Genomic DNA, 20145 nt, shown 5'->3' with positions numbered 1-20145 from the left:
GCGGGTTTTTCTATACTTAATAATTCAATTGTTATTCAAAATCAACATCGGAAACACCATCATTAATTTTAATTTCAGAAACTATGAACTCAAAATTTTGGGGTCCCACTGTTTGAATTAATTTAAATGGGAATAATATTCCGTCTACTTCTTGGTAATTTTCAAAGTTAGAAGTGCTTGTCATTTGCTGTCCTTGCATTTCGGTTGTATTAACCTCCTGCAGTTTTAGTCCGGTTTCTATATCGTAAAAGGCCAATTTATTGTCGTTTACCTTTAGTTTGTATGCATTTTTGTCGCCAACCATTTCCATGCCTTCTAATGATATTCCTTCAAGTGTCGCATAGTTTAGTTCAGGAAAAAGTGCTGACTCCTCTTTAATTTTCATGACTTCCTCCTCTGAGAAATCTTTACGTTGGCCTTGTGCTACCATATAGCCACCATCACCATTAAGAACTTGCTTGCTCATCGAATTCCCCATCATTTTTACATCTTGCATAAATTGATTATTGGTAGTTTTCTTCATTTCTAGCTCAAGCTTCATTCCTTGCATTTCGGCAGCAGCTGTCATGGCGTAAGATTTAGCGGCTTCCAATTTGGCTTTGCCTCCGATTGATTTAATGTATTTTTCAATAACTGTTTTGACTGTAATGCCTTCAGGTGCGGATGCTTTATAATCAGGAGTTTCGATTCTATCGGCTGTTTTAGAATAAGACAAAACAGGTAATTTTTTACCATGAAAATCAATATTTTCAAGACTCGATAAAATTTCACTTCCTTTTCCTACTACTACAACGCGTGCATTGTTAACATTGAAATACTTTTTGGCAGCTAGTTCTACATCCGCTTTACTAACGTTCTCTAGTTTTTCTAAAAATGATTTATAAAAGTCTTTTGGTAAATCTTCCTTTTCTACATTCAAAGCATACCTTGCAATGGTCTGTGGGTTTTCTAAAGCCATTATAAAACTTCCGGCATATAATGCTTTAGTGGTTTTAAGCTCTTTTTCAGTGACCGGTTGCGTATTAATATGCTCAAGTTCTTTTAATATTTCTACTATTGAACTGTCGGTAACCATGTTTCTTACCTCTGCTGAAGCTGTAAATCTTGAAGGAGCGTATTTGTCATTTCCTAATGAAGTATATGCTCCGTAGGTATACCCTTTATCTTCTCTAAGATTTAGGTTTAGCCGACTATCAGAACCGCCTCCTAGAATTTGATTTGCTAATAATGCCGCAATAAAATCATCGTCTTTCATTTTCAGGTTAACGAGGTTTTGTACGGTAATTTCAGATTGCACAGCATTGGGCATGTCAACTAAATTTATCTGTGTGTTCGGTACGTTTTTAGGTTCCGAATAGCTGAAACTTGGCGGTACGGCCTTCGTCCATGAGGTGAAAAAGGTGTCTGTCAATGTCTTGACTTCATCTAAGGTTACGTCTCCAATTACAATTAGATAGGCATTTGCAGGGACAAAATAATCCCTGTAAAATTCCTCTACATCAGCAAGGGTAACATTATTTACAGTTTTCTCAGTAGCGAATTCCCCATATGGGTGGTTTTTCCCATAGGCTAGTGCGCGTTGTACTCTACCTGATATAGCAGAAACTACCTTTTCTTCAGCTTTAAGTCCTGCAAGAAGTATATCTTTTTCCTTGTCAAATTCTTCTTGGGTAAAGTTTGGATAAATTGCAGCATCGGCCATAAGTTCCATCATCCTAGGAAAATATTTAGAAAGAGATTGAGCATAAGCACCTTGTGAATTAAAGCTAAGTCGAGCACCTAAAAAATCAATTTCTTCATTGAATTCATCTTTAGCAATGTTTTTTGAACCTTTGCCCAACAAGCTTCCTGTTAAACTGGCAACGCCGGCTTTATCACCTTCTAAAATAGGTGGATTATCTATTGACAATTGAATGGATACTCTGGGTAATTTATGGTTTTCAACCACTAACACTTTTAAGCCATTATTGAGATTGAAAGTTTCGGGTTCGCCTAGATTAATTTCTGGTGCCGGGCCTGGTGTTGGCATAATTGTACGGTCTACTTGAGCTTGTACCGTGAAGAAGCAGAATAGAGAAAATAATAATAATATATAGGTAGTTTTCATAATTTTTTAGTTTGCAGTATTTTGTTCAGGTAGGTATTCTAATACCAATCTTTGATTAGGATTTAAATACTTTTTAGCTACTTCTTTTATTTCCTCCCTGGTAATAGATCTGTAAACTTCTATTTCTTTATTTATTAAAGAAGTATCACCATAAAGCATATAGTATTCAGCTAAAGAATTTGCGATACCTTCAACGCTAGAATTACTGTTTACAAATTGATTTTCAAATTTATTCTGTAGTTTTTGATAATCATTTTCAGATATAAGATCAACTCTTAATTTCTCGATCTCTTCCTCCATTTCTGTATTAAGCTCTTCTAGGCTTGTTTCGCCTACAGGTAAAGCGAAAACAATATACATACCATAATCTTCTTGTGTAGCGGGGAAAGCACCTACTTGTAAGGCTTGCTTTTGTTCGTCAACAATTTTTTTATAAAGTTTAGATGAAGGTCCGTCACTTAAATATGTAGATATCATATCTAGTACTTGGCTATCCCTGTTTTTAAGCCCCGGAGTTCTATAAGCAATCATTGTGGCCGGAATTTGAATATTTGGATCGAACGCTTTTGCATTTATTTGTTCTAGAATAGGTTGCTCTTTAGGGAAGTTTCTAGAAATTTTTTGACCTTTAGGTATGGTGCTGAAATAATCAGAAATCAGTTTTCTCGCATTCTCTTTTTTAAAATCGCCTGCAACCACCAATACGGCATTAATGGGAACATAGAATTTTTTTTGAAAAGCTATGAATTCTTCTAGGGTAGCGGCATCTAAATGATCCATTTTGCCAATTACGGTTTCCTTGTAAGGATGATTTTTAAAGAGATTCTTCTTAATGTTTTCAATAAACTTGCCATAAGGTGAATTGTCTACACGTAGCCTTTTTTCCTCCTTTACAACCTCATTTTGAGTATCGACTCCCTTTTGGTTAATGACAGGATGTAACATTCTTTCTGATTCTAACCAAAGGCCTAATTGTAAATTGTTTGATGGGAAAACCTCATAATAATAGGTTCTGTCTTCATCTGTAGTGGCATTACCAGAACCACCGTTTGATGATACGATTTGATCCCATTCTCCTTTTTCTATGTTTTCCGTACCCTCAAAAAGTAGATGTTCGAAAAAATGAGCGAAACCAGTACGCTCTGGGTCTTCATCTTTAGAACCTACGTGATAAAGCACAGAAATTGAGATAATAGGTGCTGTATTATCTTGATGTAAAATCACATGAAGGCCATTATTTAAGTCATACTCTTCAAAATCAACCTCTTGTGCGAAGGCTAAAATTCCATTAAATAGTATGGCCGCGACCAGTATAAGTTTGTTTCTCATTTAATTAGTGTTTAATTAAGCTTTGTTTTAATGTTCCGTACCATTAGTAGGTGTTTTTATTGTAATGTTACGTCAAAATACTATTTTGTAGGAACAATCCTCAAGATATGTATTCTTTAACAATTTTTATCAAAGTTATTGTTGTTTATTCATTACCTTAAATGTCTAAACAAAAATAGCCATAAAGATGAAGAACTATGCCTTACCTATTCGATTTGGAGTTGCCGCTAGCGGGTGTTTAATTGCTTACTTTTTAATATTATCACTACTGGGATTACACGTGAATGTTTTCTACAGTCTTTTTAACGCTATCATTACTGGATTTGCAATTTTTGAAGCCATCAAGTATTTTAAATTGAAAAAAGGTGGCGCTTTTACTTATGCAACTGGTTTTATGGCCGGTCTTATTACAGGAGGGGTTGCGACATTAATATTTACTATATTTTTCGCGATTTATTCAACAGAGCTTCAGCCAGGCTTTCTAGAAGAACTTTCAACACGCTGGGCAAATACGTATCGTAGTTTTGAGGCCATTGTGTTTTTAGTTGTGGCAACTATGGGTTTTACAACAAGTTTAGTGTTGACCCTATCATTTATGCAACTTTTTAAGAGTTCAAATACGACAAAAAATAAGCGGAATTAAAATTAAAAAAACGCTTGTAAATTCATGATTAAGAATTATATTTGCACCCGCCTATGGAAAAAATCCATCAGGTTTAATTTTTACATTTAACAATATGTACGCAATTGTAGAGATGGCAGGGCAGCAATTTAAAGTTGCAAAAGACCAGAAAGTGTACGTTCACCGTTTACAGGTAGAAGAAGGTAAGAAAGTCACTTTTGACAATGTTCTTCTTTTGTCTGATGGATCGAACGTTACTATTGGCGCCCCGGCTATAGACGGAGCCGCAGTAGAGGCTAAAGTCGTTAAACACCTTAGAGGTGACAAAGTAATCGTTTTTCATAAGAAAAGACGTAAGGGTTACAGAAAGAAAAATGGACATCGTCAATCTTTAACCGAGATTGTAATCGAATCTATCATTTCAAATGGAGCTAAAAAAGCGGAAACTAAGAAAGCTGAACCAAAAGCTAAAAAAGAAGAAGCTAAAGCCGCTCCAGTTGCTGCTAAGCCAAAAGCTAAAAAAGCCACAGGTAAAGGTGACGATTTGAAGAAGGTTGAAGGTATCGGACCAAAAATCGCCGAAACTTTAAATGCTGCAGGTATTTCTACTTTTGCAGAGTTAGCAAAAACCGATTCAGTAAAAATTTCTGAAATTATTGCTGATGTACGTGGAAACCATGTAACAGATACTTGGCCAAAGCAAGCACAATTAGCTGCTGATGGTAAATGGGACGAGTTACAGAAATGGCAAGATGAATTAGATGGTGGTGTAGCTAAATAAGGCTTATATCATTAAAGTATAATATTTAAAACCTTAGACAATGGCACATAAGAAAGGTGTAGGTAGTTCGAAAAACGGTAGAGAATCAGAATCAAAACGATTAGGTGTTAAGATTTTTGGTGGTCAGGCTGCGATCGCTGGTAACATTTTAGTTAGACAGAGAGGAACAAGACACAATCCTGGTGAAAATGTTTACGCAGGAAAAGATCATACATTGCACGCACGTGTAGATGGTTTAGTGAAGTTTACGAAAAAAGCAGGTGGAAAATCTTTTGTTTCCATTGAGCCTTTCGAAGCTTAATCTAAATAGTAAATTATTTAAAAAAGCCTCTTCATTTACGAAGAGGCTTTTTTGTTTTATAATTTGGAGGTATTAAAAAAATCAATTTTTACAAAAGTTTCTCTCCTATTTCAAACCAAGTATTTACACGTTCAAAACCTTGTGTATTTACATTATGTGGTGAGGTAAATTGTAAGCCACGACCATCGAAATTTTCCAAGTTATAATTTCGGTCATCAATTAATATATCACCCTTTAAAACATGTTTGTGTCCGCAAAGAATTCGGTTTTGCCATGGTATAAAGGGAAAATGTTCATCTAGCCATTCGCTTTTTTCTTCTAGAGAATTTGGGAATTGCATGGCTGCTGAAGCTATATAAACCTCATGTTTTCTTGAAAGTTGTTCTAAAACATCTTGACTACCAGGTATAATTTTGAGATTTCTAAAAAAACCCCTTCTTGTGGCGTGTTTTCTAACGCTATCTTGATGTGCTTCAGGTACCATTCGCCATACTTCTGATCCAGAGCATAGTTCAGTAGTTAATTCACCATTGAATTCCGCATTATAAAGTTCTATATGAGCACCATAGGTGTCAGCAATAACTTCATCCATATCAACAAATAGTATCATATAAATTAATTTTTAACGAAGTTCGTCAAAACGATTTTAAAGAGAAAATGAAAACAATAAAGAAATTATTCAATATTTCTGTTCAACTTAAAATTTAGGATATAAAAAGCGAATAGCCTAAAGCCTTGTATTTAATGAAAATTGGTATGAAGTCAATAATTTTATTAAATCAGCATAGGTTTCTGTAGGAATTTTATATACTTTGAAATCTAATTTAAAATAATCTAAATCATGAAAAAATCAATCGTTTGTGTTGCAATGGCTAGTACTTTATTATTCTCTAGTTGTTTGGGTTCTTTTAGTGCTTTTAATAATTTAAAAGACTGGAATCAAGGGTTATCGGATAGTAAGTTCGTTAATAACCTAGTTTTTTGGGGTTTAAATATTATACCGGTATATGGTCTTTTCTTTTTAGGAGATACTATAATCTTTAACGTAATCGAATTTTGGAGTGGGTCAAATCCTATTGCTATGAAAGAAGGTGAGCAAGAAATTCAGATGGTAGAAAGAGACGGGAACACTTTTGAAATGACCGCTACTAAAAACAGAATGCAGGTAACGGTTATTGAAGGACCTAAAAAAGGAAAGAAAATTGATTTAGTATATAAGCCAAGTGAAAAGTCCTGGAATGCGGTAAGACCTAATGGTGAGATTATAAAACTTTCATCTTTTGAAGAAGGATTTTATATCGTTTACATGCCAAATGGTACAGAGGTTAAGATAAATGCTTTGAGTTCTAAGGAAGAAGGTTTAGCTCAAATAAAGGAGCAAACAGATTGCTATTATTTAGAAGGTATGTTGGCTGTAAACAACTAAAACAAAGAATTTTAAACAAAAAAAGGTCCTGATGAAAATCAGGACCTTTTTAATTTATAACCGATATTTTAATATCTGTAGTACTCTGGTTTATATGGTCCTTCAACCGTAACGCCTATATAATCGGCTTGGTATTTCTTCAATTCGGTGAGTTCGGCACCTAAACGAGATAAGTGAAGTTTTGCAACTTTTTCATCTAAATGCTTTGGCAGCATATATACATCATTATCATAGTTATCGCTATTCTTCCAAAGCTCAATCTGCGCTAAGGTTTGATTCGTGAAAGAGTTACTCATCACAAAACTTGGATGACCGGTAGCACAGCCTAAATTCACTAATCTTCCTTCTGCCAAAATAATAAGGTCCTTACCATTAATTGTATATTTATCAACTTGAGGTTTAATCTCATCCTTGGTGTGGCCATGGTTTTTATTTAACCAAGCCATATCGATTTCATTATCAAAATGACCAATATTACAAACAATGGCTTTGTCCTTTAGGGCTTCAAAATGTTCAGCTCTAATAATATCTTTATTTCCAGTAGTGGTAATCACTATGTCAGCATTTCCTATAACAGTTTCTAGTTTCTTTACTTCGAAACCGTCCATGCAAGCTTGCAATGCACAAATTGGGTCAATTTCGGTAACAGTTATAATAGAACCTGCGCCTTTAAAAGAAGCAGCCGTACCTTTTCCTACATCACCATATCCGGCTACGACTACACGTTTACCAGCTAACATTGTGTCAGTGGCTCTACGAATAGCATCCACAGCACTCTCGCGACAGCCATATTTATTGTCAAATTTCGATTTCGTTACCGAATCGTTAACATTAATGGCAGGCATTGGTAATGTTCCTTTCTTAACACGTTCGTATAAACGATGAACTCCTGTCGTGGTTTCTTCAGAAAGTCCTTTGATGCCTTTTGCCATTTCTGGATATTTATCTAATACCATATTGGTTAAATCGCCACCATCATCTAAAATCATATTCAATGGCTTTCTATCCTCACCAAAAAATAAAGTTTGTTCTATACACCAATCAAATTCTTCTTCATTCATACCTTTCCAGGCATAAACTGAAACTCCAGTATCTGCAATTGCTGCGGCAGCTTGATCTTGAGTAGAAAATATATTACATGAACTCCAAGTTACATCTGCACCTAAGGCTGTTAATGTTTCAATTAAAACAGCTGTTTGTATAGTCATGTGAAGGCAACCAGCAATACGAGCACCTTGTAAAGGTTGCTCATTTTTATATTCTTCCCTTAACGCCATTAGACCTGGCATTTCAGCTTCTGCTAATTCGATTTCTTTTCTTCCCCAACCAGCAAGGGAAATATCCTTAACCTTATAAGGCACATACGCAATAGTTTTCGTGCTCATATCTTTAAAAATTTTATACTTTCGTTTAATGGTGCGAAATTAGACCTATTTCGTGCAAACCTAAATTTATTTCGTGCAAACCTAGATTTATTTCGTGCAAATGTAGGAATAACACTAAGAATCTCATGCCGCTTTACAAAACTATAACAGTAAATGACGAAACTTCCTTAGCAATTTGGAAGGTTGAAGAGACCGAAGAGAAGTTGTGGGAAAGGATAGAATTGACGCCGCATTGCCAAAATCGTTTCAATGGTATGAAGTCTGAACTTCATCGAAAGGCATTCTTAAGTATAAGGCATTTGTTGGCTGGGTATGGATATGTAGATTCTGATTTGGTTTATGATGAGAATGGGAAACCCCATTTACGCGATGGTAATTTTATTTCTATAACTCACTCACATAATTTTACAGGAATAATTATCAGTACCACTGAGCATGTAGGTATCGACATTGAAATGCAACGTGATAAAATTCTTAGAATAGCGCATAAATTTACTCCCTTTGAAGAATATAAAACCTTGGCAAATACTGCTGCCATTGTTAGAAAGTTGACCATTGTGTGGGGAGCTAAAGAATCTCTATATAAAATTTATGGACACAGAGGGTTGAGCTTTTTACATCATATAGATGTTCAAGATTTCAGGTTTGATACTAAAAATACAACAGCGCAAATAATTTTCAATGGAAATATGTCTAATTATAAGGTACGGTTTCTAGAATTTGAAGATTTTACCTGTGTGTATTCAACAAGAGATAATTAGGGTATAATTAATATCAGTAAATAACTATTAATGGAAATATCAGTAGAATTAACCTTTTCACCTTTGCAAGATGATTTCGAGCAACACATTATAGATTTTATTAAAAAATTACGCGAATCAGGGTTAACCATTCTTGAGAATCCGCTAAGTACTCAAGTTTTTGGTTCTTACGATAAGGTTATGAAAGTCTTGACTACTGAAATCAAGACAGCGTTCGAATTAATGGATAGAGGGTTGTTGTTTATGAAAATAGTTAAATCTGATAGAAGCGCCTATGAGCCCCATTTTTGATTATTTCTTTGGACAATATAATGAGTATGATACCTTAGATATTGTTCTTGAAATCGTTGCAGTGATTTTCGGACTTTTATCTGTTTGGTTTTCCAAGCAAAATAATATTTGGGTGTACCCAACAGGATTGATAAGTACTTCAATTTTCGTTTACTTACTTTTAAAGTGGGGTTTAATTGGCGATATGCTAATTAATGTTTATTATTTTATTATGAGTATATATGGTTGGTATATATGGACAAGAAAAGTAGACGCTGAACATTTCACCCCCATTACCACAGTTACTAAAAAGGAAAATAGAACATCGATATTTATTTTTATTGGAACTGTCATTTTTGTATTTATTGTATATCAAGTTTTTGATAAATGGAACAGCTGGACGGCTTATGTTGATACCATAACAACTGCTATATTTTTTGTGGGTATGTGGTTAATGGCTAAACGGAAAGTTGAAAATTGGATATATTGGATACTTGGCGATATTATTTCGGTGCCACTTTATTTTTATAAAGGATTTACATTTACGAGTTTTCAATATTTAATTTTTACAATATTGGCCATATATGGTTATAATGCATGGAAGAAAAATATAAGCAGGAACCTTCAGATATCGTAAAAGTGGTTCTTTTTGGGCCAGAATCTACCGGTAAAACTACCTTATCAGAACAACTAGCACGACATTATAATACTGTTTGGGTACCAGAATATGCTAGAGACTATTTGCAAGAAAAATGGAATAATGAACGAAAAACCTGTGAGCCACATGATTTATTGCCTATAGCTGAGGGTCAAATGCGACTCGAGAATAAGCTTACCAAAAAAGCAACAAAAATTCTTGTTTGCGATACTGATTTATTAGAAACTAAAGTATATTCCGAAGCTTACTATATTGGTGATTGCGACCCTATTTTAGAAAAATATGCCCTGCAGAATTCTTATGATCTTTACCTCTTGACCTATATAGATATACCTTGGGAAGAGGATGATTTAAGAGATAAGCCAAATGAAAGGGAAGAAATGTTCAACTATTTTAAGCGTACCCTAGAAAAATACGGCAAAAATTTTATTATCTTGAAGGGGAACAAAAAGCAACGTTTAGATAAAGCCATTAACCATATAGATCAGTTATTAGATAAATGATAGAACTTACAGAAAGGGACGAAAAACAATTAAAGGAAAAAGGAATTTCTAAAGAAAGTATGCAGAGTCATATCAATACTTTTAAAGAAGGTATTCCATTTGTGCAACTTAAGAATGCTGCCGTAATAGGTAATGGAATTCTCAAATTTACTAGTTCGGAAGAAAAAGAGCTTATAACTTTTTACGATTCTAAATCAAAAGATTTGGATATTTTAAAATTTGTACCTGCCTCTGGTGCCGCTTCCCGTATGTTCAAGGCCCTTTTTAATTTTTTAGATGTTTATAATCCAAAGAAGGAAACACTTGATGCTTATTTGAAAAGAACCAATGATAAAGACATTAGAATTTTTTCAGAAGGCTTAGAGCGTTTGCCGTTTTATAAAAAAGTAATGGCTAGGTTACCTAAAAACTTTGCTTCGCAAGGTGAAAAAGTCTTTCATTTTGTTTCAGAATTATTGAATGATAATGCACTTAATTATGGTTTTTATCCAAAGGGCTTACTGCCATTTCACAATTATGGAGATGTAGCGGCAACGCCTTTCGAAGAGCATTTAAAAGAAGGCGCATTATATGCGGGTTCGAAAGGAAAAGCAAAACTTCATTTTACTGTTTCAGAGCAGCACGAAGAAATGTTCAAAAAAGAATTTGCAGAATCAGGACCTAGAGTTTCAGAAGTTACAGGTATAAAATATGAGGTAGATTACTCATTTCAAAAATCATCAACCGATACATTGGCAGTTGATATGAATAACAACCCATTTAGAAATGAAGATGGGACTGTATTATTTAGACCAGGTGGACACGGTGCATTAATTCAAAATTTGAATGACCAAGATGCTGATGTCATTTTTATAAAAAATATTGATAATGTAGCTGTAATGGAAGATGCTAAGGCAGTTGCAGATAGTAAAAAAGTATTGGCTGGCGTTCTTCTCAAAGTACAGGAAAAAGCATTTTCATATGCCGCTGAATTGGACAAAGATGAGGTTTCTGACAATAAAATTACAGAAATTAAGACCTTTTTAATGGAGCGTCTTAACGTGAGATTTTCTAATGATTTTGATTCCAAATCAAAATCGGATAAGCTGAACATATTAAAAAGTAAAATTAATAGACCAATTCGTATTTGTGGAATGGTTAAGAATGAAGGTGAGCCAGGAGGTGGGCCATTTTGGATTACAAATGCAAAAGGTGAGGTTTCTTTACAGATAATAGAATCTGCTCAAATAGATATGGAAAATGAGCAACAGGCAAATATTATGAAGAATTCAACTCATTTTAATCCAGTTGATTTGGTATGTGGTGTTCGTAATTATAAAGGTGAAAAATTTGACCTATTAAAATTTGTAGATGATAAGCAAGGTTTTATCACCAGTAAAACAAAAGATGGTAAAGAATTAAAGGCACTAGAACTACCAGGTCTGTGGAACGGAGCTATGGCATTTTGGAATACAATCTTTGTAGAGGTGCCTTTGGTAACTTTTAATCCGGTAAAAAGTGTGGTTGATCTTTTAAAAGAATCGCATCAGGCATAAGTTTCCAACATAATATAGTCTAAAAAGTGTGTAGTTTTTACACGCTTTTTTTATTTGCGCACAGTTTTACCCAATTCTTTTGGTGGCGAATATTGTTTCAGATTGCTGAATTACAGTGTTTTAATGTAATTTTTGAGTCGTAAGATGTCTTGGCATAATTTTTCTAATACAGTTTATGAGATTGTTTAATTTAAAAATTATAAAGATGAAAAAATTAGTTTTTGCAACAGCTTTAGCGTTAGGTAGTTTAACAATGGGAACTGCTGCTACCCCAATTATATTTCATGATGGTATTATGGAAGATATATTTTTACAAGATTATACTGAAGTAGCTACTTCGGATGTACCTACACCAATTATAGAAGCATTAGAAGCGGATTATGCTGGGGCGATATTAAATAAAGCATACGTTGATGATGAAAACAAGTATAAGTTAGAGGTTTCAATGGAAGATGGTACTTCGACAGAACTTTATGCTGATGCCAATGGAAACTGGATAGAAATGTAATACCCCCTATTCAATTTAGTTATTTATAAAGAGCTGCTTCGGCAGCTTTTTTTATAGGTAAAATTTGAAAAATCAGTAAATGGATAATCCATTTACTGATTTACTCCGTAAATGATTAAGATTAAAGATGTAATAACGACTAAAATAGTTAGAATGAAAAATTACGCAATACTTGTTTTATTAGCTTTGGGGATGACGCTTAACGCATCGGCTATGAATGTTTCAAATACAGTAGTATCAGAAGTAGTAATGAATTCGGTTGATGAATTTGTAAAAATAAAATCCAATCAATTAACGCCTCCGGTTATAGAGGAGATATTAAAACAATATCCGACATCTAAACTTGGAGCTGCATATAAGAATGATAAAGGAGAATTTAAATTGGTTATGGTTCTAAAAAGTGGGACTAGAAGAACTGTGTACATTGACCAACATGGTAATTGGATCAATAAAAAATAAGAGTTTCTCTCTTAGCGTTTAAAAAAACTGCAAAATGCAGTTTTTTTTATTTAAAAATGTGACCAACCAAAATAAGTGGTGTCTTAATATATGAAACAATGGTCACTATAGTTTTTATTTCGATTACAACAACAATTTTAGTTTTAGCAATAGCTATGATTTCAAAAATATGTTGGGAAAATTAAAAATTCAAAATATCACTTTCGCGTAAACACTAACCGTTAACTATGAAGGTGCCACCAAGAAGAAATTGTTTTGAAATAGCCCCCAAATTGGCATTACTTTATTTGATTTTTAAAACAAATAGAGATGTTAATTTACGATTTTAAGACAGAAGTTTGATAGGTGGTTGGAGGGAGCTGCGGTTGCAGCTCCTTTTTTTATTTAAGACTTTACTTAAAGTTCTTTAAAATATTGGGTTATACTGTGTAATAAATATACAGTAGTACACAAAATAGACAAGATTACCCATTCATGAGAAGGGTGATGGTTATATAAGTAATTGATATATAGTATTTTGTATTAAATATAATTTGTGGCACTCTTTTTACACTGTTAATAGTATTAGAATGATTTATTAACTTAAAATATAAAAAGATGAAGACATTATTTTTATTTGGAGCATTAACAATAGGAGGTTTCGCAGTTAGTGCGCAAGATGCATTACTTTCTCAGAATGGTGTACGTCATAACCAAGTCAGTGATATTGTGGTAATTGCCGGTGAATTTACAGAAATTTCGGTTTCAGAGATTCCACAAGCTGTCACTGATGCGATATCTAAGAATTTCCCAATGGCGACTTTAGATAAAGCATACGCAAATGAAGAGAAGCAATACAAGTTAGTGCTTTCTCTTGATGATGGTACCCAAGGTACCGTTTATGCCGATGAAGACGGTAATTGGTTAGATATGTAATTATAATAATACTTGTTTGTTCAAGTTGGTTTGGTCAGGAAAGGGTAGCTATATGCTACCCTTTCCTATTTTTATAAAGTAAGTGAAGATATTGGTGTAAGCTTTATGATAATTTTTAAATACTAATAGTCGCCTTATGGTATTTTTACGTAGATACTTTGAATGCCACTTTCGCTATGACCAAAATTTTGATAATTGAAGACGATACCTCATTTGCTCAAATGCTTCAAAAGTTTTTGACAAGAAATGATTTTGATGTTGTTTTAAGTCATTCAGGTTTAGATGGTGAAAAGCAATTGAAAGAGAACAATTTCAACTTGATTATTACTGACCTTCGCTTACCAGATTATGACGGTATAAAATTAGTGTCTGATTTCAATGGAAAAATTCCAATTATTGTAATGACGGGTTATGCAGAGGTTTCCACAGCCGTCAAAGCCATGAAAATGGGGGCCTATGATTATATATCTAAGCCCTTCACTCCCGATCAAATGCTATTGGTTATTGAAGGGGCTTTAAACGCTAAACCTATTTCCCGTATTGAAGTAATTCCACCAGCAAAAGAGGAGGCTGTTTCTAAAGTAATTCTGAATAATGAAGCCAAGATTGGTGAGTTGATTTTAACGAGTGATGCTACTCAAAAACTGGAAGAATATATTGCCCTTGTTGCTCCAACAGATATGTCGGTATTGATTATTGGGGAAAGCGGAACGGGAAAAGAAGTAACTGCAAAACAAATACACGAAAATAGTACAAGAAAAGAAAAACCTTTTGTAGCGTTAGATTGTGGCGCAATACCAAAAGAGCTGGCGACGAGTGAGTTTTTTGGTCACATAAAAGGAAGTTTTACGGGAGCCATTGCAGATAAGGCAGGTAGCTTTGAAGCAGCAAATTACGGAACATTGTTTTTAGATGAGGTGGGAAATTTGTCTTACGAAAATCAAATGCAACTATTAAGGGCACTACAGGAAAGAAAGATTAAAAGAATTGGGAGTAATACTGAAATCAATGTCGATGTTAGAATTTTATCTGCGACCAATGAAGATTTAAAAGTTGCGGTTGAGAAAGGTGCATTTAGAGAAGATTTATATCATAGGCTGAACGAGTTTTCGTTACAGATACCATCTTTAAAAAATCGAGAAGGTGATTTAGAAACTCTAGCTAATCATTTTTTAAATAAGTTCAATGAGAAGTTAGGTAAGCAAATTACAGATTTCTCTGACGAGGTATGGGATTTGTTCTATGCGTACCACTGGCCAGGAAATATTCGTGAGCTTCAAAATATAATACAGCGAGCAGTTTTATTGACCACTGCAGATAAAATAGAACAGAAGGTATTACCTGTTGAATTGTTAAGTCCGGCAGAAAGGCGAACTGATTTCGGAAATCTTTCAAAAGCTGATTTTGAGAAAGAGCAGATTGTTAATGCTTTAAAGCGCACAAATTATAATAAGTCTAAGGCAGCTAAATTACTTCAGATTACGAGAAAAACACTGTATAATCGAATCAACTATTATGATTTAGATTTGTAGTAATTTCTTGCATAAGAGCCTCGATTTTTTGCAGTACCTCTGTGCTTTCCTCTTTCAATTCCTCTAAGGTTTTTTCACCTGTTTTCAAGACTTCAAAATTCTCCAAAATTGGAATAGCATTTAGAACTTGAAGTTGTCTGAACATAGGAAGCATTTTGTGTGCTATTTGGTTCAATTTAGAAATGTCAAAATTAGATATGGCATATTTAAGATGGTTTCTATTTTCTATTGTGTCCATTTTAAAAGAATATAGTACTTCATTAATTGCCCTTTTATCTTCTCCTAAGAACATTTTTATAGTCTCTAAGCTATACGAATCTTCATTTTTTTTATTCGAATAAATCGTCTCAATAACTTCCGTTTTCGTTGTACGATTACTTATTTCATTAAGTTTTTGGAGCAAGGCTGTTTTTGAAAATGGTTTAAGAATAAGCTCGTCAAAACCTTCATGTGTAAAATGTTCAAGAGGTAAATCTCTTCTACCGGTCATAGCCAAAATAGGTTGATTTGTATAATTAAGATATACTCCTGATTTTAATTTTGAAACAATCTCATAACCCGTTACAGTTGGCATTTCAATATCGGTTAATACTACATCATATTTAAACTTCTCTTCTGTTTTATAGGAATTGAAATCAGAAAAAAGTAGTGTCTCTATATCTTCAGATTTCAACATTTCACCTATCAATTTTAGAAACGAAGTGTCATCGTCAAAAACCAACATTTTCAGATTTTTTGAAATTACCTTTTCTTTGGGTAATGGGTCAGATTCTACTCCAAATTCTACGGGTATTTCAAGTATAAATGAACTTCCTTTATCAATTTCACTATCTAAAAAGATGGTACCACCTAGTAATTCGGTAAGCTTCTTAGTTATTGTTAATCCTAAGCCATAACCTCCATATTTTTTGTCGGTATCGTTTTCAGCTTGAGTGAATTCCTTAAAAATTAATTCCTGCTTCTCTTTTGAGATGCCAATACCTGTGTCGCTTATTTGAAATATAAGATGGTTAAACATATTCTTTTCAATCACCTTTCCAGTCAAAGTTATAGTGCCTTTATCGGTGAATTTGTAGGCATTTCCTAATAAATTAGAAATAATCTGGCGTAAACGAAAAGCATCAGAAACTATAGAGGTCTTCAATGATTCGTCCAAATTTAAGATTAGCTTAATTTCTTTATTTTTGTATTGTGATGCAATATTTTTTGAGCTTTCCTGTATCAACTTATCTAGCCTAAAAGTAGATTTCTTGGCAATCATTTTACCAGCCTCTAGCTGGGAAAAATCAAGTAAATCATTTACTAGATTATTTACGTACGTGGTTGCAGATTTAATATGGGAAATGTGCTCTTTGTTATTTTCAAGGTTATCAGATTCTTCAATGATATTGGCATATCCACTAATGGTATTTAACGGCGTTCGTAAATCGTGACTAACAGTTGCTATTAATTGTTCTCTACTTTTTAGTAGCGATTCTGAATATGCCTTTTCTTTTTCAAGATTTTCTTTAAACTGGTTCGCTTTCCAAAAATCACGGTTAAGAATAAATGTAAAAAACGCTACTACCAAAAAGCCGAGAAGGGCTGCAATTACCGCTAAACGGATACTTCTTTTTAATAAGTTTTCCTTTTTAATAGAATTTGCTAAGCTATTCATGATGATCTCTTGCTCAAAAGAAGAAAGTATGGTACGTAATTGCTGTGAAAGTTCAAGATCGGTTTTGTTGATATTCGTTTCACGAACAGCTAATGAATTTTCGTTCAGGGTGTTTTCTTGTTGTACATCTTTCAATAGATTTTTAGAAACTTGAACTACACTGTCCATAGTTTGTGCTTTTTGTAGCGGATTATTTTCATCGAGTACATTTGCATTTAAATAATCTGCTACCTTTTTAATGGCACTTTGCGCTTTTGGCGATAGTTCATCAAGATTTGGAGCCAATCCTTCTGGTTTAATGATGCCTAAGGATTCTTCAAGTTTATCAAACTCTTTTAATGCAGAGTTTATGGCTGTTCCCGTTTGATCTTTAAGTCTTATGGAGCGTAGTGCGTTAATATTGGTGACCTTCTTGTTCAGCAAAGCGCTAAGACTGTCTAAGAGTCCGGCTTGGTAATCACTATCGGTAAGGGTTTTTAGTTCTTCAATATTGGTGTAAATAGAATCTATTTTGTTCTCGTAAGCGGTAAAATTGACCTTACTTTTTGTTTGTATAGCCAATTTAGAAAGGCTTTCCGCTTCGTAAAGTTGCGCTAGAAACGAGTTGGTTTTAAGTAGTTTATTGTCTTTTTCTGTAGTCTTTTCTGTAGCTAAGTATTCTTGAAGTTCGGTATATATATAGTACGATGCTATGACACCTAATATGACCAAAAGCAAATAGCTTATGGTAATTTTAAGAGTGAATTTATTTTTTTTAGAATCCATATAATCTAGTAATGCGCTTAGTATAAATACGATAAAACCTTGAGAGTAAGTTCTAAAATGTTGTTAATTAAACAAGCTGTTATTTTTATGAAATTCCTTATGACAGTTTAAATAACTGCATTACATTTGCTGCATCTCAAAGGGGTGCCGAAATCTAAACATATTTAGAATAAAGCTGAGATTATACCCAAAGAACCTGGGCGGGTAATGCTGCCAAGGGACAATTCAAAAATTTAATTTAAATTTTTGAAGTAAGACGTAGTATGGTTTTTTTATTCATATGAAATCTTTTGGAAACCGAGCTTAGTTGCTCAAAAATCAATTTTAACTTAGAATAATAGCCCCTTTTATTCGTAATTATTTTACGAATGAAACTATCTATTTTCACAATTGCGGCGTTTTTTGCGCTGAGTATGGGTGTCTGTGCCCAAGACCAGGAAACCGATTCTTTAGAGGGTCAAAAAGTAGTACTAGACGAAGTGTTCGTCTCGGCAATTAGGGTAACCAAAGAGTCTCCGGTTACATTTTCTAATCTTACCAAAGAGGATATTAAACCAAGAAACTTGGGTCAAGATATTCCTGTCTTAATGAATTTTTTACCATCTGTAGTAACGACCACAGATGCAGGTGCAGGTATAGGGTATACAGGTATAAGAGTTAGAGGTAGTGATGCTTCGCGGGTAAATGTTACCATAAACGGCATACCCTATAACGATGCAGAATCGCAAGGAACATTCTGGGTTAATATGCCAGATTTTGCCTCTTCAACTGAAAGTTTACAATTACAGCGAGGGGTCGGTACATCAACCAACGGGGCAGGTGCTTTTGGAGCCAGCTTAAATGTATTGACCGATGGTTTTTCTGAAGATGCTTATGGTCAAATATCAACTTCGATTGGTAGTTTTAATACACTGAGAAATAATTTAAAGTTCAGTACTGGCCTATTAAATGATCAAGTAGAGTTTTCTGGGAGATTATCAAAAATTAATTCGGACGGTTATATTGATAGGGCGGAGTCAGATTTGGATTCTTACTTTTTACAAGGAGCATATAAAGATGACAATACTTTAATAAAGGCATTACTATTCGGCGGTCATGAAATTACATACCAAGCATGGTATGGTGTTGATTCTCAAACTTTGACTGATGACAGAACATTTAATCCTTCAGGTATTTATACAGATATAGATGGTAATACCCAGTTTTATGACAATGAGGTAGATAATTATAAGCAAGATCATGCCCAGTTATTATGGAATGAAAAGATTTCAGATTTCTGGAGCACCAATATTGCCTTACACTATACCAGAGGTAGGGGTTTTTTTGAACAATATAAAGAAGCGGATGATTTTTCTACCTATGGTTTTGAGCCCATAATTGTTGATGGGGAAGAAGTGAATACTACAGACGTAATAAGAAGGCGTTGGTTAGATAATGACTTTTATGGAACTGTTTTTTCTGCAAATTACAGGAAAGAAAAGTTAGATTTAATTATGGGAGGTGGTTTTAACAAGTATGAAGGCGACCATTTTGGTGAAGTAATTTGGGCAAGATATGCAAGTAACAGTAGTTATCAAGACCGTTATTACGATGACAGTTCATCTAAAACAGACTTTAATGTATATACTAAAGCAAATTATCATTTGAATGATCAGTGGTCGGTATATGGAGATTTACAATATAGAACTGTCGGTTATAAAGCGAATGGTGAAGATACAGGTATTGTAGATGATACCTTCAATTTTTTTAATCCGAAAGCTGGGGTTACGTTTGACTTGAATGCGAACAACAATTTTTATTTGTCTTACGCGGTAGCGAACAGAGAGCCGAATAGAAATGATTATGAAAGCGGAAATCCGAAACCAGAAAAGTTGAACGATTTTGAATTAGGGTGGCGGTATGTATCGACCGATGTTCAGTTTAATACTAACATGTATTATATGAGCTATAAGGATCAATTGGTTCTTACAGGAGAACTAAATGATGTAGGTGCACCATTAAGAGAAAATATAGGAGATAGTTATAGATTAGGACTTGAAATTGACGCAAACATTCGATTTAGTGACAAGTTTAGTATTCGACCTAACGTTGCTTTAAGCACTAATAAAAATGTTGACTTTTTTATTGTTAGAGATGATGTGTTGCAAGATTTGGGGAATACAACCATTGCATTTTCACCATCTTTAGTTGCGGGTAATATTCTGAACTATACACCATATGAAGCTTTGAATTTATCTCTTTTCTCAAAATATGTAGGTGAGCAATATCTTAGTAATACAGATACCGAAGCATCGAAGTTAGATTCTTATTTTACAACAGATTTTAATGTCACTTATGAGATTAAAATGGACAAAATTTTGAAGTCTATCGTAATTTCTGGGTTGGTGAATAATATGTTAAACGAAAAATATGTTTCTAACGGATATACGTATTTAGATTCATGGTCAACACCTGGAAATACTTTTGAAGTACAGGGGTATTATCCACAAGCTGGGACAAACTTTCTAATTGGAGCAACGCTTAATTTTTAATATATAAAGTCAACTTAAAGTATAGCTATTTTATCTTAAATATTTGTTTATTAGATACGATGTAAGGAAGAATATTCTAATTTTAGTTACTTAAATTCTG

Annotated in this window: 19 protein-coding genes; 14 read left to right on the top strand and 5 right to left on the bottom strand. The window is 33.9% G+C overall.

Translation table 11 applies throughout. The annotated features are described in order from the left end of the window. Nucleotides 1-31: 31 nt before the first annotated feature. Together BMY56_RS05435 and BMY56_RS05430 are read right to left on the bottom strand one after the other, a co-directional pair. On the bottom strand, nt 32-2107 hold the full coding sequence (locus tag BMY56_RS05435) for a M16 family metallopeptidase (protein ID WP_091620960.1): 2076 nt from the start codon (nt 2105-2107) through the stop codon (nt 32-34). A gap of 6 nt (nt 2108-2113) precedes the next feature. Then, nucleotides 2114-3436 carry a M16 family metallopeptidase gene (locus BMY56_RS05430; RefSeq protein ID WP_091620957.1) on the bottom strand — a complete coding sequence of 441 codons (1323 nt, stop codon included), beginning with the start codon at nt 3434-3436 and terminating at the stop codon, nt 2114-2116. Nucleotides 3437-3623: 187 nt separating this feature from the next. Between BMY56_RS05430 and BMY56_RS05425 the strand changes: the two genes are divergently transcribed. The 3 genes from BMY56_RS05425 to rpmA all read left to right on the top strand — a co-directional run bounded on the left by BMY56_RS05425 (nt 3624) and on the right by rpmA (nt 5140). Further along, the gene (locus tag BMY56_RS05425; protein ID WP_091620955.1) at nt 3624-4079 is read left to right on the top strand and encodes a DUF4199 domain-containing protein; all 456 of its coding nucleotides are present in this window, start codon (nt 3624-3626) and stop codon (nt 4077-4079) included. Between the two features lie 94 nt (nt 4080-4173). Then, nucleotides 4174-4839 carry a 50S ribosomal protein L21 gene (gene rplU, locus BMY56_RS05420; RefSeq protein WP_091620952.1) on the top strand — a complete coding sequence of 222 codons (666 nt, stop codon included), beginning with the start codon at nt 4174-4176 and terminating at the stop codon, nt 4837-4839. 40 nt (nt 4840-4879) lie between these two features. Then, nucleotides 4880-5140, top strand: a complete 261-nt coding sequence (gene rpmA, locus BMY56_RS05415; protein WP_091620949.1) for a 50S ribosomal protein L27 — start codon at nt 4880-4882, stop codon at nt 5138-5140. 88 nt (nt 5141-5228) lie between these two features. On the opposite strand, the gene BMY56_RS05410 is transcribed toward rpmA, so the two are convergent. Further along, nucleotides 5229-5750, bottom strand: coding sequence for a 5' nucleotidase, NT5C type (locus tag BMY56_RS05410; RefSeq protein WP_091620946.1), 522 nt, complete (start codon nt 5748-5750; stop codon nt 5229-5231). Between the two features lie 231 nt (nt 5751-5981). Here BMY56_RS05410 and BMY56_RS05405 point away from each other — a divergent pair, with 231 nt between their 5' ends. After that, nucleotides 5982-6566 (top strand): DUF3332 domain-containing protein, encoded by a 585-nt coding sequence (locus BMY56_RS05405; RefSeq protein ID WP_091620944.1) that lies wholly within the window; start codon nt 5982-5984, stop codon nt 6564-6566. 68 nt (nt 6567-6634) lie between these two features. Here BMY56_RS05405 and ahcY read toward each other — a convergent pair whose 3' ends face one another. After that, nucleotides 6635-7951, bottom strand: coding sequence for an adenosylhomocysteinase (gene ahcY, locus BMY56_RS05400; protein ID WP_091620941.1), 1317 nt, complete (start codon nt 7949-7951; stop codon nt 6635-6637). A 125-nt stretch (nt 7952-8076) separates the two neighbouring features. On the opposite strand from ahcY, the gene BMY56_RS05395 reads away from it, so the two are divergent. The 9 genes from BMY56_RS05395 to BMY56_RS05355 all read left to right on the top strand — a co-directional run bounded on the left by BMY56_RS05395 (nt 8077) and on the right by BMY56_RS05355 (nt 15092). Beyond that, nucleotides 8077-8712 (top strand): 4'-phosphopantetheinyl transferase family protein, encoded by a 636-nt coding sequence (locus BMY56_RS05395; RefSeq protein WP_091620938.1) that lies wholly within the window; start codon nt 8077-8079, stop codon nt 8710-8712. Between the two features lie 30 nt (nt 8713-8742). Beyond that, nucleotides 8743-9003 (top strand): thiamine-binding protein, encoded by a 261-nt coding sequence (locus BMY56_RS05390; protein ID WP_091620935.1) that lies wholly within the window; start codon nt 8743-8745, stop codon nt 9001-9003. Beyond that, a complete protein-coding gene (gene pnuC / locus BMY56_RS05385; RefSeq protein ID WP_091620933.1) occupies nt 8987-9619 on the top strand; it encodes a nicotinamide riboside transporter PnuC in 633 nt (210 codons plus the stop codon). The genes BMY56_RS05390 and pnuC overlap by 17 nt, the downstream gene beginning before the upstream one ends. After that, on the top strand, nt 9580-10143 hold the full coding sequence (locus BMY56_RS05380) for an AAA family ATPase (RefSeq protein WP_091620930.1): 564 nt from the start codon (nt 9580-9582) through the stop codon (nt 10141-10143). The genes pnuC and BMY56_RS05380 overlap by 40 nt, the downstream gene beginning before the upstream one ends. Further along, on the top strand, nt 10140-11678 hold the full coding sequence (locus BMY56_RS05375; protein WP_091620926.1) for a DUF4301 family protein: 1539 nt from the start codon (nt 10140-10142) through the stop codon (nt 11676-11678). Before BMY56_RS05380 ends, BMY56_RS05375 begins: the two co-directional genes overlap by 4 nt. 205 nt (nt 11679-11883) lie before the next feature. Next, nucleotides 11884-12186, top strand: coding sequence for a hypothetical protein (locus tag BMY56_RS05370; RefSeq protein ID WP_091621835.1), 303 nt, complete (start codon nt 11884-11886; stop codon nt 12184-12186). A gap of 153 nt (nt 12187-12339) precedes the next feature. Beyond that, nucleotides 12340-12645 carry a hypothetical protein gene (locus BMY56_RS05365; RefSeq protein WP_143057780.1) on the top strand — a complete coding sequence of 102 codons (306 nt, stop codon included), beginning with the start codon at nt 12340-12342 and terminating at the stop codon, nt 12643-12645. Nucleotides 12646-13242: 597 nt separating this feature from the next. Then, complete coding sequence (locus BMY56_RS05360) at nt 13243-13560, top strand: hypothetical protein (protein ID WP_091620921.1); 318 nt, start codon at nt 13243-13245, stop codon at nt 13558-13560. 176 nt (nt 13561-13736) lie between these two features. Next, complete coding sequence (locus BMY56_RS05355; protein WP_091620918.1) at nt 13737-15092, top strand: sigma-54-dependent transcriptional regulator; 1356 nt, start codon at nt 13737-13739, stop codon at nt 15090-15092. Here BMY56_RS05355 and BMY56_RS05350 read toward each other — a convergent pair. Then, nucleotides 15067-17514: a hybrid sensor histidine kinase/response regulator gene (locus tag BMY56_RS05350; RefSeq protein WP_091620916.1), complete on the bottom strand. Its 2448-nt coding sequence runs from the start codon at nt 17512-17514 to the stop codon at nt 15067-15069. The two genes, BMY56_RS05355 and BMY56_RS05350, sit on opposite strands and share 26 nt — an antisense overlap. 368 nt (nt 17515-17882) lie before the next feature. Between BMY56_RS05350 and BMY56_RS05345 the strand changes: the two genes are divergently transcribed. Beyond that, nucleotides 17883-20045: a TonB-dependent receptor gene (locus BMY56_RS05345; RefSeq protein WP_091620913.1), complete on the top strand. Its 2163-nt coding sequence runs from the start codon at nt 17883-17885 to the stop codon at nt 20043-20045. Nucleotides 20046-20145 lie beyond the last annotated feature (100 nt).

Source organism: Maribacter orientalis (genome assembly GCF_900109345.1).
Lineage (GTDB): Bacteria > Bacteroidota > Bacteroidia > Flavobacteriales > Flavobacteriaceae > Maribacter > Maribacter orientalis.
The sequence above is the reverse complement of the archived record's forward strand: the minus strand, read 5'-3'. Positions and strand labels throughout refer to the sequence as shown.

Bases quoted from the DNA above. Each gene is read 5' to 3' on its own strand.
- BMY56_RS05435 (WP_091620960.1), bottom strand. From the start codon at position 2,107: ATGAAAACTACCTATATATTATTATTATTTTCTCTATTCTGCTTCTTC.
- BMY56_RS05430 (WP_091620957.1), bottom strand. From the start codon at position 3,436: ATGAGAAACAAACTTATACTGGTCGCGGCCATACTATTTAATGGAATT.
- BMY56_RS05425 (WP_091620955.1), top strand. From the start codon at position 3,624: ATGAAGAACTATGCCTTACCTATTCGATTTGGAGTTGCCGCTAGCGGG.
- rplU (WP_091620952.1), top strand. From the start codon at position 4,174: ATGTACGCAATTGTAGAGATGGCAGGGCAGCAATTTAAAGTTGCAAAA.
- rpmA (WP_091620949.1), top strand. From the start codon at position 4,880: ATGGCACATAAGAAAGGTGTAGGTAGTTCGAAAAACGGTAGAGAATCA.
- BMY56_RS05410 (WP_091620946.1), bottom strand. From the start codon at position 5,750: ATGATACTATTTGTTGATATGGATGAAGTTATTGCTGACACCTATGGT.
- BMY56_RS05405 (WP_091620944.1), top strand. From the start codon at position 5,982: ATGAAAAAATCAATCGTTTGTGTTGCAATGGCTAGTACTTTATTATTC.
- ahcY (WP_091620941.1), bottom strand. From the start codon at position 7,951: ATGAGCACGAAAACTATTGCGTATGTGCCTTATAAGGTTAAGGATATT.
- BMY56_RS05395 (WP_091620938.1), top strand. From the start codon at position 8,077: ATGCCGCTTTACAAAACTATAACAGTAAATGACGAAACTTCCTTAGCA.
- BMY56_RS05390 (WP_091620935.1), top strand. From the start codon at position 8,743: ATGGAAATATCAGTAGAATTAACCTTTTCACCTTTGCAAGATGATTTC.
- pnuC (WP_091620933.1), top strand. From the start codon at position 8,987: ATGAGCCCCATTTTTGATTATTTCTTTGGACAATATAATGAGTATGAT.
- BMY56_RS05380 (WP_091620930.1), top strand. From the start codon at position 9,580: ATGGAAGAAAAATATAAGCAGGAACCTTCAGATATCGTAAAAGTGGTT.
- BMY56_RS05375 (WP_091620926.1), top strand. From the start codon at position 10,140: ATGATAGAACTTACAGAAAGGGACGAAAAACAATTAAAGGAAAAAGGA.
- BMY56_RS05370 (WP_091621835.1), top strand. From the start codon at position 11,884: ATGAAAAAATTAGTTTTTGCAACAGCTTTAGCGTTAGGTAGTTTAACA.
- BMY56_RS05365 (WP_143057780.1), top strand. From the start codon at position 12,340: ATGAAAAATTACGCAATACTTGTTTTATTAGCTTTGGGGATGACGCTT.
- BMY56_RS05360 (WP_091620921.1), top strand. From the start codon at position 13,243: ATGAAGACATTATTTTTATTTGGAGCATTAACAATAGGAGGTTTCGCA.
- BMY56_RS05355 (WP_091620918.1), top strand. From the start codon at position 13,737: ATGACCAAAATTTTGATAATTGAAGACGATACCTCATTTGCTCAAATG.
- BMY56_RS05350 (WP_091620916.1), bottom strand. From the start codon at position 17,514: ATGGATTCTAAAAAAAATAAATTCACTCTTAAAATTACCATAAGCTAT.
- BMY56_RS05345 (WP_091620913.1), top strand. From the start codon at position 17,883: ATGAAACTATCTATTTTCACAATTGCGGCGTTTTTTGCGCTGAGTATG.